This window comes from Nitrospira sp., assembly GCA_016873435.1.
In the GTDB taxonomy this organism is placed as follows: Bacteria; Nitrospirota; Nitrospiria; order Nitrospirales; family Nitrospiraceae; genus VGXF01.
The window spans coordinates 1-12,850 of the sequence record VGXF01000005.1 but is presented as its reverse complement, the minus strand read 5'-3'; the positions used below and the strand labels follow the sequence as shown (position 1 = coordinate 12,850).

General features: G+C 61.1%; 16 protein-coding genes. 8 read left to right on the top strand and 8 right to left on the bottom strand.

All coding sequences use genetic code 11. The annotated features are described in order from the left end of the window. Positions 1-260: 260 nt before the first annotated feature. From FJ248_04450 to amrB, 6 genes are all read right to left on the bottom strand, one after another. Positions 261-893 (bottom strand): uracil-DNA glycosylase, encoded by a 633-nt coding sequence (locus FJ248_04450; protein ID MBM4120136.1) that lies wholly within the window; start codon positions 891-893, stop codon positions 261-263. Positions 894-1,462: 569 nt separating this feature from the next. Further along, on the bottom strand, positions 1,463-2,323 hold the full coding sequence (hpnD, locus tag FJ248_04445) for a presqualene diphosphate synthase HpnD (GenBank protein MBM4120135.1): 861 nt from the start codon (positions 2,321-2,323) through the stop codon (positions 1,463-1,465). Continuing rightward, the gene (locus FJ248_04440) at positions 2,320-3,267 is read right to left on the bottom strand and encodes a cobalamin-binding protein (GenBank protein ID MBM4120134.1); all 948 of its coding nucleotides are present in this window, start codon (positions 3,265-3,267) and stop codon (positions 2,320-2,322) included. The genes hpnD and FJ248_04440 overlap by 4 nt, the downstream gene beginning before the upstream one ends. Then, positions 3,264-3,980 carry an HAD family phosphatase gene (locus tag FJ248_04435; protein MBM4120133.1) on the bottom strand — a complete coding sequence of 239 codons (717 nt, stop codon included), beginning with the start codon at positions 3,978-3,980 and terminating at the stop codon, positions 3,264-3,266. The genes FJ248_04440 and FJ248_04435 overlap by 4 nt, the downstream gene beginning before the upstream one ends. A gap of 96 nt (positions 3,981-4,076) precedes the next feature. Next, complete coding sequence (locus FJ248_04430) at positions 4,077-4,757, bottom strand: hypothetical protein (GenBank protein ID MBM4120132.1); 681 nt, start codon at positions 4,755-4,757, stop codon at positions 4,077-4,079. A 192-nt stretch (positions 4,758-4,949) separates the two neighbouring features. After that, complete coding sequence (gene amrB, locus FJ248_04425) at positions 4,950-5,243, bottom strand: AmmeMemoRadiSam system protein B (GenBank protein ID MBM4120131.1); 294 nt, start codon at positions 5,241-5,243, stop codon at positions 4,950-4,952. Here amrB and FJ248_04420 point away from each other — a divergent pair. Further along, on the top strand, positions 5,242-5,655 hold the full coding sequence (locus tag FJ248_04420; protein MBM4120130.1) for a YjbQ family protein: 414 nt from the start codon (positions 5,242-5,244) through the stop codon (positions 5,653-5,655). The two genes, amrB and FJ248_04420, sit on opposite strands and share 2 nt — an antisense overlap. Positions 5,656-5,777: 122 nt before the next feature. Next, positions 5,778-6,791 (top strand): hypothetical protein, encoded by a 1,014-nt coding sequence (locus FJ248_04415; protein ID MBM4120129.1) that lies wholly within the window; start codon positions 5,778-5,780, stop codon positions 6,789-6,791. A gap of 330 nt (positions 6,792-7,121) precedes the next feature. Here the strand turns inward: FJ248_04415 and FJ248_04410 are convergent, their stop codons facing one another. Both FJ248_04410 and folB read right to left on the bottom strand, forming a co-directional pair. After that, positions 7,122-7,967 (bottom strand): PHP domain-containing protein, encoded by an 846-nt coding sequence (locus tag FJ248_04410; GenBank protein MBM4120128.1) that lies wholly within the window; start codon positions 7,965-7,967, stop codon positions 7,122-7,124. A gap of 2 nt (positions 7,968-7,969) precedes the next feature. Beyond that, positions 7,970-8,899, bottom strand: coding sequence for a dihydroneopterin aldolase (folB, locus tag FJ248_04405; protein MBM4120127.1), 930 nt, complete (start codon positions 8,897-8,899; stop codon positions 7,970-7,972). A 104-nt stretch (positions 8,900-9,003) separates the two neighbouring features. On the opposite strand from folB, the gene moaC reads away from it, so the two are divergent. From moaC to FJ248_04375, 6 genes are all read left to right on the top strand, one after another. Further along, on the top strand, positions 9,004-9,546 hold the full coding sequence (gene moaC, locus FJ248_04400; protein MBM4120126.1) for a cyclic pyranopterin monophosphate synthase MoaC: 543 nt from the start codon (positions 9,004-9,006) through the stop codon (positions 9,544-9,546). Between the two features lie 248 nt (positions 9,547-9,794). Continuing rightward, entirely contained in the window at positions 9,795-10,250 is a 456-nt protein-coding gene (locus FJ248_04395) for a molybdenum cofactor biosynthesis protein MoaE (GenBank protein MBM4120125.1), read from the top strand. Between the two features lie 147 nt (positions 10,251-10,397). Next, positions 10,398-11,447 (top strand): GTP 3',8-cyclase MoaA, encoded by a 1,050-nt coding sequence (moaA, locus tag FJ248_04390; protein ID MBM4120124.1) that lies wholly within the window; start codon positions 10,398-10,400, stop codon positions 11,445-11,447. 35 nt (positions 11,448-11,482) lie between these two features. After that, positions 11,483-12,163 (top strand): urease accessory protein UreH, encoded by a 681-nt coding sequence (locus FJ248_04385; GenBank protein MBM4120123.1) that lies wholly within the window; start codon positions 11,483-11,485, stop codon positions 12,161-12,163. 171 nt (positions 12,164-12,334) lie between these two features. Continuing rightward, positions 12,335-12,604 (top strand): hypothetical protein, encoded by a 270-nt coding sequence (locus FJ248_04380; protein MBM4120122.1) that lies wholly within the window; start codon positions 12,335-12,337, stop codon positions 12,602-12,604. A gap of 5 nt (positions 12,605-12,609) precedes the next feature. Continuing rightward, on the top strand, positions 12,610-12,850 hold a 241-nt coding region (locus FJ248_04375; GenBank protein MBM4120121.1), incomplete at its 3' end, for an acetyl-CoA carboxylase carboxyl transferase subunit beta.

Below are 12,850 nucleotides of genomic sequence, written 5' to 3'. Positions count from 1 at the left end.
GAGGGAAGGTCTCCCGCAAATTTCATGCACACGCTATGGCTGAAAAAGTGCCGAGCCCTGCTTTCTGCCAACGATTTATGTATCACTACCTCGACGATGGCCTGTCCAGGGCTGCAAACTGGAGAGCTGGCGATCTGCAGGTACTTATTGAGTCGTCATCAGTGAAACGAAAATTGATTTTGGCGACCCTGCCCACCGATGTCGTTCACGAAGTGCCGTTTTGGTGCCATCGATGGCCTGGTGTCAGGGAGGGCAAGCCATCACGCGCCAAATAAATCCATTTGCGACGGCGGGGGCAGTATGGCTGAAGGTGGTGACGACGGCGGTACCGGAGTTGGCGCCTGCTGCCGGTCCAGATAGGCCTTTAGTTTATTAAAGTCTTCCTTCAGGGTTCCTAGCAGATTCCCTTGATGCAGCGCAGCGGCAGGATGGAGCAGAGGGAAGACCACAAACCGGTCCAGCTGGATCGCCTGGCCCTTCACCTTTGTGATGGGTACCTTCTTTTCCAGTATTGTCTGTGTTGCCCAGTTGCCCAGCGTACAAACCAACGCTGGCTTGATCTCCGCAATCTGCTGCAGAAGAAACGGCTTGCAGGTTTCCACCTCATCCGGCTCCGGATCGCGGTTGTTTGGCGGGCGGCACTTGATCACATTTGCAATGTAGACCTGCGAGCGCGACAGGCCGGCCGACTCCAACAGCTTGTCCAGGATTTTGCCCGCTGCGCCTACGAACGGCTCGCCCTTTTGATCTTCATTAGACCCCGGCGCCTCGCCCACGAACATGATCGACGCATTCGGGTTACCCGTGCCGAACACCACCTGCGTCCGACCCATCGTCGCGAGCTTGCAGCGCTGGCAATTGTGAAGGGAGGTGTTTAGTTCCTGAAGCGACATGCGCGGATATTAGGAGGGGCGGAAGGGGTTGTCAACGATCGAGATTATCCGTAGTCGTATGTGCAGTGTATGAACAGAAGGGCGCGGCCACACGTCAGATCCCTGTTGCCCCCCTGTGTTATAGAGCGACGCTTTTGCTGAAGTGAGGGGCTGCATCAGCTGCGGGTTGTGAGAAATTCAAGATGTCCCATTTCGCTAATCTGTTTGAAGCGAATCACGTCAGACAGAGCACGATGGTCCTCTTCATCTGGGGCATTGTGGACTAGGTCCTCCGCGATCTCCTCAAGCGGGGCAAGTATTCCGATGTCACCAGACCAATGGGAGTCATTATTCGCCGTTAGCTGTCTGTGAGTCTGGGGGCATGATTGAGCCGCCTGTTCTTTTTCCCCCTTTCCGCTAGAATGTTTCTCCGCCATGAGCTGCGAGCCGAAAAGCTTAAAGTGGGTCGATCAATTGACTCAGGCCAGCGACGGGTTCGCGGTCTGGAGCGGTCTGAGCTGGGAAGATGGCATTACGCAGCGGTCGCAGGGGAGCAGGCATTCTGAAAGCGAAGTGGCAGCCATCCCGTTTCAGGCGAAGCGGGAGCGGAGCCAGATGCCGGCGGCGATGATGAGGCGCGAGACGGTTGGGACGCGAATACGCTTGTCAAAAACGCGGTAGCGGGCCTGCTCGATGCGGTCGAAGAGGCCGGCATAGATGCCGCGCATCAGTTCGGCTGGCAGGAGCGCGCGCTGGTCCTCAGCGGGGAGCGATGCCAGCACGGCCGCAGCCTTGTCGTAGAAACCGCGCGTGCGGGCGGCTTCGAAGGCCATGAGCTGTTCGAACGGCAGCGCCACGTGTTTGCTGAGCAAATCCTTCTCCCAGTAGCCGAATGTTCTTAAGTCCTCGAGCGGCAGATAAATCCGGCCGCAGTCGGCGTCAGCGCCGATGTCGCGCAGGATGTTCGTGAGTTGGAAGGCCATGCCCAGATTCACGGCATAGTCCTTCGCGCGCGGGTCGCGCGTCCCAAAGATGTGTAGGCAGATAAGCCCCACCACGCAGGCCACCCGATAGCAATATTTCGAGAGTTCGTCGAATGTCTCGTAGCGCGTGGTTGTGAGATCCATCTCCACGCCGTTGAGTAGCTCGTCTAGATACTCTTTCGGAATGCCCAGCCGTTTGACATGTTCGGCCAGGCTGATGGCCACCGGATGAGTCGGTGTGCCACGATAAATGGCGGCGACTTCCGCACGCCACTGCCGGATGGCTTTCTGGGGATCGCTATTGGCCGGTGGCTCATCGACGGCGCTGTCCACTTCCTTGCAGAAGGCATAGACGGTGTACATGGCGTCGCGACGGGTGGTGGGCAAAAACGCGAAGGAGTAGTAAAAATTACTCCCGCTTCGTTTCGTGATGACGGTGCAGTGGGCCTGGGCTTCAGCAGGCGTCATCGTCCGACTGGGCGTCTCGGGAGGGTGCTGTGGGAGACGGTGAGCGGCTCCACCATTTCCGGGTTGGGCGCCGACAGGAGCGAGGGGTGCAGGCAGGCGGCCAGAATTTCCACCCCGTCAATCAAACGCGGGCCCGGGCGGTTAAAATAGGCCGGGCCATCAACCAGAAATACCCGGTTGGATTTCACGGCCGGCAACGTTTCCCAAGCGGTCCGCGTAGTGAGGCACGCGAGTTCCGTGCGGGTGCGGGCGATGGAAAAACCGCAGGGCATGAGGATCAGCACGTCCGGCCGCGCAGCGCGAACCTGCTTCCAGGTGACTTTCTTGGCCGGTGCACCCGCGGTGCCGAGGACGTCCACGCCTCCCGCATAGGCGACCATCTCCGGCACCCAGTGGCCGGCAGCATAGAGCGGATCGAGCCATTCTAGGCAGGCTACGCGCGGCTGCGCGCCGGCCTGCGCGATTTGCAACCGTACGTGCTGCAGTCGCTCGCGCAGTTGGCTGGCCAGGACGGCAGCTTCGTGTGGGCGCGCGATGGCGTCCCCGATGCGGTGCACGTCGGTCAGGACGTCATCGAGCGTGGACGGACTGAGGGCTAGCAGGCGCGGCATCGACGGTAGGGTCTTGAGGGAGGTGTGCAGCTGCGCGGGGGTAACAGCGCAGACGCCGCACATGTCCTGTGTGATGACGAGGTGCGGCCGTATGCGCGCAAGCAGTGCGTCGTCGAGCATGTAGAGAGCGTGCCCCGCGTTCAGTTTGTGCCGGACCTGCTGATCGATCTTGCGACTGTCGGTGGTGATATTGATTGCCGGACGGATGACGACCGGCTTGACGGTGATCTCCGGTGGGTAGTCGCACTCGTGGCTGATGCCGACCAGATGTTTGGTTGGCGTGAGTGCCGCGACGACTTCGGTGGCGCCGGGAAGCAGGGAGCAGATTCTCATTGTCGGTCACTCGTGCCGGTGTCCAACGGCCACAGGCGGGGTTCCAGCTCGCGCAACTGCACGTCGACGAGCGAATGCGTGCGCGCATCAGCCTCGTGCAAATCCTGGATCGCGTGCGTGTTGGCCACGGCCAGGACTTTCATGCCGGCGGCGCGCGCGGCGCGGATGCCGGGGATGGAATCCTCGATGACGAGGCACTCGTCCGGTGTCAGCGGTGATTGTCTGTGCCGTGTGGTGCGATTTAATCCCGCCAGGGCATGCAGGAAGGGCTCGGGATCGGGCTTACCTCGGCGGACGTCCTCAGCGCTGGTGATGTGTTCAAACTCCTTACGGATGCCGGCGCCTTCGAGCATGTATTCGATCTCGTGCCGCAGTGCCCCGGAGGCAATGGCTAGGCGGTGACGGGAGACGGCCTCGCGGACTAGTTCGCGCACGCCGGGGAAAATGACGTGGCTCGTTTTGATGTGCTCGAGAAACACGCGCGCCTTGCGGGCGACTAGGTCGTCAATCTGCGCGTTGGTCGGTGTCCGTCCGTGCGCGGTCAGAAACGCCCGGAAGCAGCCCTTGTCGTCATAGCCGAGGTAGTCGGCGTAGTATTCTTCACCGCTGAGGAAAAGACCCTCCTCGCCCAGGACCTTCTGGAAGACGGCCAGGTGGACGGGTTCGCTATCCGCAACCACACCGTCAAAATCGAAGATAAGTGCGCGGAGCATGGAGCCTCGCTGGATCTGCGTCTGCGCGCGACATTATCGCATGGCGTCTGCCCAGCATCGGGCGGGACAAAATCCGGAGGGAAACTGTCCGCGCGGTTACTTTACCGTGAGGTTTTTTTCAGCCACCCAGCCGGTCACGCCCTTGTCCATGCGGACGGCATAGACCCATTCGTTGTTCCGCAGATCAGCGTCCACAATGACCAGCGTCGCGCCGGGGGACGCGGTTGTTGGGCTGGCCTTGGTGCCGGTGTTATCAGCCGTCAGCGGAGTCGGCACGGCTACGGTCACCGTCTGCCCTTCGCCAAACTTTGGTGAGGGAATGCCCGCCAGAGCCGGTGCGGTTGGAGCTGAAGGGGGCGCTGTCTGCGTGAGTGGAGTCGGTGTTGTGGCCGCGGCCGGCGCGCTGACGACCGGGGCTGGGCTTGCCGGAGCGGGAACACCCGCCGTCGAGTGAGCCGGGCCCGGCGCCGCGGCTGTTTTCACAGGAGCGGTCGGCACCTTTGACCTGGCGGTTTTTGTCATGGAAAGGCCCGTGAGGAAATCAGGATTCATGGCAAGGTAGCCGCCACTGGCAGCAATGATGATGAGTGCCGCAAACAGGATGCGGTTTTTCGAACTGGGCGGTTTGGGGCTGTTGGATTTTTCGGGAGGGCCGAGGTCAGCGTTCTTGTCCATGTTGATGGACTGTGTCGAATCTTCGGCCGAAGTTGGTTCTTTGGCGAACAGCAGGCTCCAGTCTGGGAGGCTTGCAACCGACACCGCAAGACAAAATCCCATTGCGCTTCTCCGTAGGCCTTCGCGCAGCCTAATCAATGGCCCAGTAAATAGCACTACCCCGTCTGTTCTGTCAAACATTCTGATGGGTTAGGCGGGTCTGGCCAATTAGCTGCCGGGATTCGATCAGGGGAGGCCGAGATCGGCGTCTCCGGCAACTCGTCAGGTGTCTTCACTGCGTCCAGCTGAGGTGACCTAGCAAATCCAGTGGGCTCGTGTGGCCCTCAATGCACGGGCGGTAGGCAGTACGGTCATGATCGGCACGACGCCGTATATGGAGATGGCACGGATGCTGAGGGCCGCATCTAATCCGCCATGAACCGGGTCGTCGATTGCGGCAATCACGGGACGGTCCTTCTCACGTGTGATCCGGTCAGATTGGTAGTGGCCCATATCGGTGCAGACCGGCAGCCGCGAACGGGTGGTTCCATATTTCATATATGGTAGACTCACGGTCATACTAAACAGAGCGGCATTCCAGGCAGCCATGAAGCAGTACCGGGAAGAACTCTGGTTCAATACGACGACGCGACGGGCCTACCTGAATATTACGCCTCAGGTGGAGGCGGCGGTGCGTCAGAGCGGCGTGCGCGAGGGGCTGGTGCTCGTCAACGCCATGCACATCACGGCCAGCGTGTACATCAATGACGACGAGCGCGGCCTGCTGCAGGATTATGACGACTTTCTTGAACGGGTTGCCCCGCACGAGGCTGAATACCGACACAATCTGACCGGCGAGGATAACGGTGACGCACACATCAAGCGGCAGGTGATGGGGCGCGAGGTGGTTGTGGCGATCACGAACGGTAAGCTGGATTTCGGTCCGTGGGAGCAAATCTTCTACGGCGAATTCGATGGCCGTCGGAAGAAGCGAGTCTTGGTCAAAGTGATCGGGGAATAGCGAGTACTTCCCGGTATCGTCGATGCCGGGGACTTGCCTGCGTGGTCCGAAGTTTGGCACCATGCGGGTGTACACGGGTGGAATCAGGTGCATTGCGCCTTGCCCGGGGAAGGATAGTCGGTATGCCCAGTTGGTCCCGTCCCGATCCGCTCACGCGCGATCTCATTCACCTCATCAATGCCCGCCGGCACGATCATGGCGATGCGGATGCGGCCATCGATACGCTGCAGGCGTTGCTGGAGCAGGATCGCGAGTCGGATGTGTTGGCCGTGCTGGCCGCGCTCGACGAGGAGATGGCCGAATGGTTATTTGATCTGCTGGCCGAAGCTGCCTGCTCAATTTCCATGGGGGAAGGGCGGGACGGGAAGCTCCAGTACGCAGTGCTCGGCGCGCTCGAGCTGCCGTTGCAGACCGATCTGAAATTACCGCTCAATCTAAAGCTCGACCCCGTGGCGACGGCGGATCTGCTGCGCGAACATCTCAAGCTGCCCGTGGGCACGGTGGTTATGGTGGAACCGCGGCTGCTGACAGACACCACGCTCGAACGTCTGACGCTGCACGATTTGCATCAGCATCTCATTGAGCTGGCGGACGGACAGCGCCGCCGTGCGATCGCCTCACGGCTGCACCCGCCGGTGGAGTCCACGGCATTCTTGCTGTTTGAAGTGCTGGGATCACCGGATCCCGGTCTGCCCGATACGCTGGATGATTCCAGCCGTCAGGCGCTGCTGGCCGGTCTGGCCGCGCAGTGTCCGGAGCTGGCACCGGCGCCGCACATGCTCGAAACGCCGGTGTTCGCAAGCTATGCCCTGTTCGACGCGCAGAATGCCGTACGGCTGCACCGGCTCGCTGACGAAACCGTGGAGGTCTGGCGGGACCTCGATCTTGCCGTGCGGAGCCGCACGATTGTCCATCTCCATACGCAGTGCGGCAACGGCGTCTACATGCCGGTCTGGACCGATCTGTTCGACCCGGAACTGCCTGACGATTATGGTCCGGTCTGGACGTCACCGGATGTCTGGATGTTCACGGCCGATCTGCCGATCGAATGGCCGGGCGAGATGCTAACAAACCGCCTACTGGCCGAGGGGTGCACGCGGTTCGAAAATCATATCGTGGAGACGCCGGACAACTGAGTGCGCCTCTGAGTCCCTTTGCGAAGGCCGATGGCGCAGGATCCGCGCACAGTCAATTTCTGGCGTACGCAGGGTTTGGTGCCGACGGCAGGTCCGCAGACGTCTCCGTCTGGTGGCCGCGCCTCGTGCGTGGAGTTTTCCATACATAGGACGAGACGGTCATCGTGGTGGCCTCTGCGGCACCCGGTCGCGGTTGCTGGGGCTTGCGCTGTTGAGGTCTGCCACGCGCCCTCGGCGCGAAGCGGAGCTGAGCGTCAATTGCTGACGGGCCTAGCCCGTTTTGCCGGTCCCGTTACCAGGCTCCTGAACGTCTTGTGTGGCGGTGTTGCGCTATGCGCGGGCGGCTAAGCGCAGTGGCGCAAGCAGTTGTTCCGGCACGGACAGGCTGCCCCTGCCCCTGCCTACCTCGATGTCCGGTTTCGCGATGCCGTGAAAGTCGCTGCCACCCGTGACAAGAAGATCCAGCCGGCGTGCCAGATCGAGGTAGTCTGCAGTCTGGCGTGGGGTGTGCGTGCTGTAGTGCACTTCGATGCCGCCTAGCCCCTCCATTTTTAATTGGCTGCAAAATTTCACCAGCGCTTCACCACGATGCGGAACCCAGGTCGGATGGGCCAACACGGGAACGCCCTTGGCGTCACGAATCCAGGCGATGGCTTCAGCCGGCTCAGGCAGTTCGCGCGGCACGTAAGCCGGTTTGCCGTGCGCGAGGTAGCGATCAAATGCCTCCTTCGAACTGGAAACATACTTCTTTTCCATCAACACGCGAGCAATGTGCGGGCGGCCGACCGATTCCGTACCGGCCAGTGCCCGCACTTCGTCGTAAGTGATGTCGAGCCCTAGCGCGCGGAGGTGGTCGATGATCTGCGGGTTGCGACGATGCCGGCTGTCCCGCAGACGTTTCAAGCGATCGGTCAGCACGGGATCCTGCCAGTCGAAGAAATAGCCAAGGATGTGCAACTCGCTGTCGTCAAGTCGCGCACTAATTTCCACGCCGGGGATCACTTCAATGCCAAACTGCGCGCCGGCAGCCTGGGCCTCCGGAATCCCGGACGTGATGTCGTGATCGGTGATGGCGAGGGCGGTGACGCCCCCTTGCTGTGCCCGCGTCAGGACGTCAGTGGGCGACAGGCTGCCGTCCGAGTGCGTGGTGTGCAGATGGAGATCGAGGCGTCCCATAATTACGCGGGACGTTCTGCTAGCAGGCGTGCGGTAAAGGCGGCGGTGCCATGGCTGTCGATGTGCTCGCCCTCCTCGTAGTGTAGGACGCGCAGACCCTGTGCCAGCGTGAGTAGTTCGTTCGGTTCCAGGCAGAACTCCCGACGGCGCGGATGCTGGCGACGCAGGTGATTTTCGATCGTGAACGTTTCATAGATCAGCACACCGCCCGGCGTGAGCGCCCGTACGAGCGCGGGGAACAGCAGGCGATGCAGATAGAAAAAGACGGTGATGACATCGTAGTACGCGCGGGGCAACGTAGGAGGGTGCGAGGCGTCCGTTTCGAGATCGAGCGTGTGCGTGGTGATGCCTCTCTGCTGTCGCTGCAAGGCAGACGCCGACAGCTCGGCCAAAGCCTGTTCGTCGCGATCGACGGCGTCGACCGTGAATCCCTGCTCAGCAAGGTAGAGCGCGTTCCGCCCGCGTCCGCAGGCGACGTCCAGGGCCATGGTGTGCGAGATGCGTGGAAATCGGTGTTTTTGGTCGAGCAGGAACTGGGCGGGGAGTAGGTCTGGTGGCCGGCCGCTCCGGAGGCGATCCAGGCGGATGCCGACGGACCCGTTTACATATTTGACCGGTGGGTCGACTTTTCGCACCCACAAGCCGATGCGGTCCACGGGAAATCCGGCGAAGATGGCGGTCACCATCTGTTCGGCCATGGTCTCGAGGAGATGGAACCGGCGGCTAGTACCAAGATCGACAAGGCATTGCGCGACAGAGGCATAGTCCACGGCCTGCCCGATCGCGTCAGTTGCAGCGGCCGCGGCGATGGCTTGCGGGGAATAGTCCAGCTCAACGTCCACGGCAATTGGTTGGGGCAATTGCCGCTCGGCCTCCGTGACCCCGCAATGGCCGTTAAATTCAAGGCGTTCGATCACTAAATGGTCGAGCATGCGGCATTCTCGTTGATGGGGCGGCCCATCGTCAAGCACGGAAGCCCTTCTTGCTTGACTACGATTTGGAGGGACTTTTATAATCCTGGCACGCCTATTGACCCATGAAAGTCTCCACAAAAAATAGCAATTTTCGAAGAAAAACCGGGCAATTGACCCATTTCAATGAGGCGGGGCGCGCGCGGATGGTGGACGTGTCCGCCAAGGCCGCCACGGAGCGGGTGGCGACCGCTCAGGCGACAGTGTACATGCTGCCGGCGACGCTTCAAAAAATTCAGCAGGGCAAGATTGCCAAGGGGGACGTGCTGGCGGTGGCGCAGACGGCAGGGGTGATGGGCGCCAAGCGGACGCCCGATCTGATTCCGATGTGTCATCCGCTGCTGCTCACGAGTGTTGACATCGACTTCACCGAAGAGGTGACGCCCGGACCGGACGAACGGTGCACCATTATGATTAAGGCCACGGTCAAGACCACCGGGCCGACCGGCGTGGAGATGGAAGCGATGACAGCGGTTACAGTGGCGGCGCTCACGATCTACGACATGTGCAAGGCCGTGGACAAGGGCATGAGTTTCGGCGGCATCGCCCTGCTTTCGAAATCCGGTGGCAAGTCCGGCACCTACATCCGGACGATGGCGGCGCGCTGACCGGCGCGTACGAGGGAGCCATGGTGTCCATCAAGCTCTTCGGCCTCATTAAGTCCCTTGCCGACAACCAACCCGAACTCTCGGTGCCGCTCGCTGCAGGCCGACGGGTCAAGGATCTTGTTGCGACACTGGATGCGCAGTACCCCAAAATCGGCGAACTGGTGCACCAGAAGCGGGTGCTAATTTCCGTCAACCAAGAAATCGCGCATGAGGATGTGGAGGTGCGCGATGGCGACGAGGTGGCGCTACTGCCGCCGTTCGCCGGTGGGGCGTCGGACGACACGGCGCTGGTCCGCGTGCAGCGTGAAAATTTTTCCGTGGACGCCGAGATCGACCGTGTACGCGCCGGCTCCACGCGGATTGGTGGGATTTCAATTTTCCTTGGCACGGCGCGCGATCATTCAAAAGGCCACGACGTTAGCTCGATCACCTTCGAGTATTACGAGGGGATGGCGCAGAAAAAGTTGCGCGAGATTCGCGAACGGGCCCTCAAGCAGTTTGACGTACTCGAGGTGCTGATCCTACATCGATATGGCGAAATCGGCATTGGAGAGAACATCGTGCTGATCGTCGTGGGCGCCGAACACCGGGCGGACGCGTTCAAGGCCTGTCGCTGGTGCATCGATGAGTTGAAGCAGATCACGCCCATTTGGAAGCTCGAGCATACGCCCGCCGGGGAAGTCTGGGTTGAGGAGCATCCCTAGAATGTTGGAAGAGACTGCCAGTTCCGTTTCCGGTCGCCCATCTCCCTGCGACGTACTGAAACGGGTGTGTCCCCGTCGCCGGACTTCGTGGGACTACGCGGGGGCAACCTTTTTGAGCATTGCCATACAAGAGGCGCGGAGGCCGCTGTGAGTGACGCAGCTACTGCGCTTCGCGATACGTTCGGCCGGCCGCTAAAAAGCCTGCGCCTCTCCGTGACGGATCGCTGCAATCTGCGCTGCTCCTACTGTATGCCGGAGGAGGAGTATGCCTGGTTGCCGCGCGAGAACGTGCTCAGCTTTGAGGAAATGGCCGTCGTCACGCAGGCCTTTACCGATCTCGGCGTAGACAAGGTGCGCCTGACCGGTGGGGAGCCGTTGTTGCGGCGTGATCTGCCGCGGCTGGTTCGCCTGCTGACGCAAAACCACACCATTCAGGACCTGGCGCTGACGACCAACGGCATTCTGCTGGGCGATCAGGCCCAGGCGCTCTACGATGCCGGCGTGCACCGGATTACGGTCAGCCTCGATACGCTGCGGCCGGACCGGTTCCGTGCCTTGACGCGGCGCGATGAGCATGTCCGCGTAATGGAAGGCATCGCCGCGGCGCAGCGGGCCGGTTTCACAGGACTCAAGTTAGACACGGTGGTGATCAAGGGATTTAACGATGACGAATTGGTGGACCTGATCGAGCTTGGCAAGCGCATCCAGGCGGAAGTGCGATTCATCGAATATATGGATGTCGGTGGGGCCACGGGCTGGTCCATGGATCAGGTGGTGTCGCGGGCCGCGATGCTCGAAATGCTCGGCCGCCAGTACGGACGGATCGAGCCAATCGAGGAACTCAGCTCCGCGCCGGCGCAGCGGTTCCGGCTGCCGGACGGGACGAGCTTTGGGATCATTCCCTCCACGACCACGCCGTTCTGCGCTGCCTGCGATCGGAGTCGCGTAACGGCGGACGGCATGTGGTATCTCTGCCTGTACGCAAAGAACGGCACGGATTTGCGCAAGCCGTTGCGCGACGGTGTGTCCGCGAAGGAGTTTCGCGCGTTGCTCCAATCCGTCTGGCAGGGACGCACCGACCGCGGGGCGGAAGAGCGCAAGGCGCTGGAGCGGTCGGGTGGCCGCGAGCAGCGCCTCATCGACATCGCCAAGCTGCGTGAAGATCCGCATCTGGAAATGCATGCGCGCGGCGGCTGATCGGCCGCCTTCGCGGCCAGCCTACGCAGAGACTCATGCCTGATTTGCAATTTCTCTCCATCCTCGGTCTGGGATTCCTGCTTGGGGCTCGCCATGCTTTCGACGCCGATCATCTCGTCGCTGTATCAACGCTGCTATCCCGGCGCCCTGACCTCAAAGCTTCCGGCTTCATTGGGATGTGCTGGGGGATCGGTCACACGACGACCTTGCTGCTTGTGGGCTGTGCGGTGCTGGTGCTGAAGCTGAGCATCCCGGACACCGTGGCGCACGCGTTTGAGCAAGGGGTGGGTGTGATGCTGATCGCATTGGGCGCGGGATTGGCCGTGACGCTCTATCGGGAACAGTGGCATCTCCATGCCCACACACACGACGGGTCACTCCACGTGCATCTGCACAGCCATCACCAGCGAGACGACCATGCGCACGGGCACGGCTGGCGGTATGTCTTCCAGCCACTTGCGGTCGGCATGGTGCATGGCCTGGCCGGGTCCGCGGCCTTGATGCTACTGGTGCTGTCGGCCTCGCGGACTCTGTGGGAAGGGCTGGCGTTCATCCTTCTCTTCGGGATCGGCTCGATTGTCGGCATGGTGGTAGTCGGGACTCTGATCAGTCTGCCGTTGATGTTCTCTTCTTCACGTGGCCGGTCGATAAATCTAGCAGTGCGCGGGCTGGCGAGTGTCGGTAGCCTTGGATTTGGGATAGCCATCCTGTTTTAGTAGTGTTAGTCGTCGACTGGGACCCACTGATGCGCGTCGAATTACGTCGTCGATTCAGCTAGTTAGAGCTGATTCTTAAATGTAATACTTAGTGCAGCCCTTTGGCGCCTATGCTATTTTGGTTTCCCGCAGTTCATTTATGACGGACAGTGTAAGCCGAGGGAGCAATCGGTGAAGATTCCCGTCCCCAGATGTCAGGGGTCGGAGCAGGTCTGCGTGGAGGAGGGGGCGCCCCTCCGACGCCGGACATTCTGGCTGCTGATTAACGGCATGGCGGTGGTTAACTCCCGCGCTCTGGCTGTGTCGTGGCGTCTCCAAGCGCACTCTGCCATCCGGCCTGTCCGGCGGTCGCTGGTGCTTTTCGACCACATTCAGGGACTGCTGGGGCGAGGCATCACACGAGGAACGATGCGCCAGAAAAATCAGGCGGTCGAGATCTAGAACGCATGGCCTGGTTCAAAAAAAGCGACTCCGCCGGTTCTGACGAGAGCCATCAGCGGGCCAAGGGTGGCGATGGGCTGTGGCTCAAGTGCAACCACTGCCGCGAAATCATCTATCGTAAGGAAGTGGACCGCAACAACAAGGTCTGTCCCAAGTGCGGTTATCACTTTCCCATTTCCGTGCAGGAACGCATTGCGTTGCTGGTTGACCTGGGGTCGTTCAAGGAGTGGGAGGCCGACCTGGCGC

Coding starts and splice junctions, on each gene's coding strand:
- hpnD (MBM4120135.1), bottom strand. CDS start 2,323: ATGACGCCTGCTGAAGCCCAGGCCCACTGCACCGTCATCACGAAACGA.
- folB (MBM4120127.1), bottom strand. CDS start 8,899: ATGCTCGACCATTTAGTGATCGAACGCCTTGAATTTAACGGCCATTGC.
- FJ248_04420 (MBM4120130.1), top strand. CDS start 5,242: ATGAAGCAGTACCGGGAAGAACTCTGGTTCAATACGACGACGCGACGG.
- moaC (MBM4120126.1), top strand. CDS start 9,004: ATGAAAGTCTCCACAAAAAATAGCAATTTTCGAAGAAAAACCGGGCAA.
- FJ248_04435 (MBM4120133.1), bottom strand. CDS start 3,980: ATGCTCCGCGCACTTATCTTCGATTTTGACGGTGTGGTTGCGGATAGC.
- FJ248_04410 (MBM4120128.1), bottom strand. CDS start 7,967: ATGGGACGCCTCGATCTCCATCTGCACACCACGCACTCGGACGGCAGC.
- FJ248_04415 (MBM4120129.1), top strand. CDS start 5,778: ATGCCCAGTTGGTCCCGTCCCGATCCGCTCACGCGCGATCTCATTCAC.
- amrB (MBM4120131.1), bottom strand. CDS start 5,243: ATGGCTGCCTGGAATGCCGCTCTGTTTAGTATGACCGTGAGTCTACCA.
- FJ248_04385 (MBM4120123.1), top strand. CDS start 11,483: ATGCCTGATTTGCAATTTCTCTCCATCCTCGGTCTGGGATTCCTGCTT.
- FJ248_04440 (MBM4120134.1), bottom strand. CDS start 3,267: ATGAGAATCTGCTCCCTGCTTCCCGGCGCCACCGAAGTCGTCGCGGCA.
- FJ248_04430 (MBM4120132.1), bottom strand. CDS start 4,757: ATGGGATTTTGTCTTGCGGTGTCGGTTGCAAGCCTCCCAGACTGGAGC.
- FJ248_04450 (MBM4120136.1), bottom strand. CDS start 893: ATGTCGCTTCAGGAACTAAACACCTCCCTTCACAATTGCCAGCGCTGC.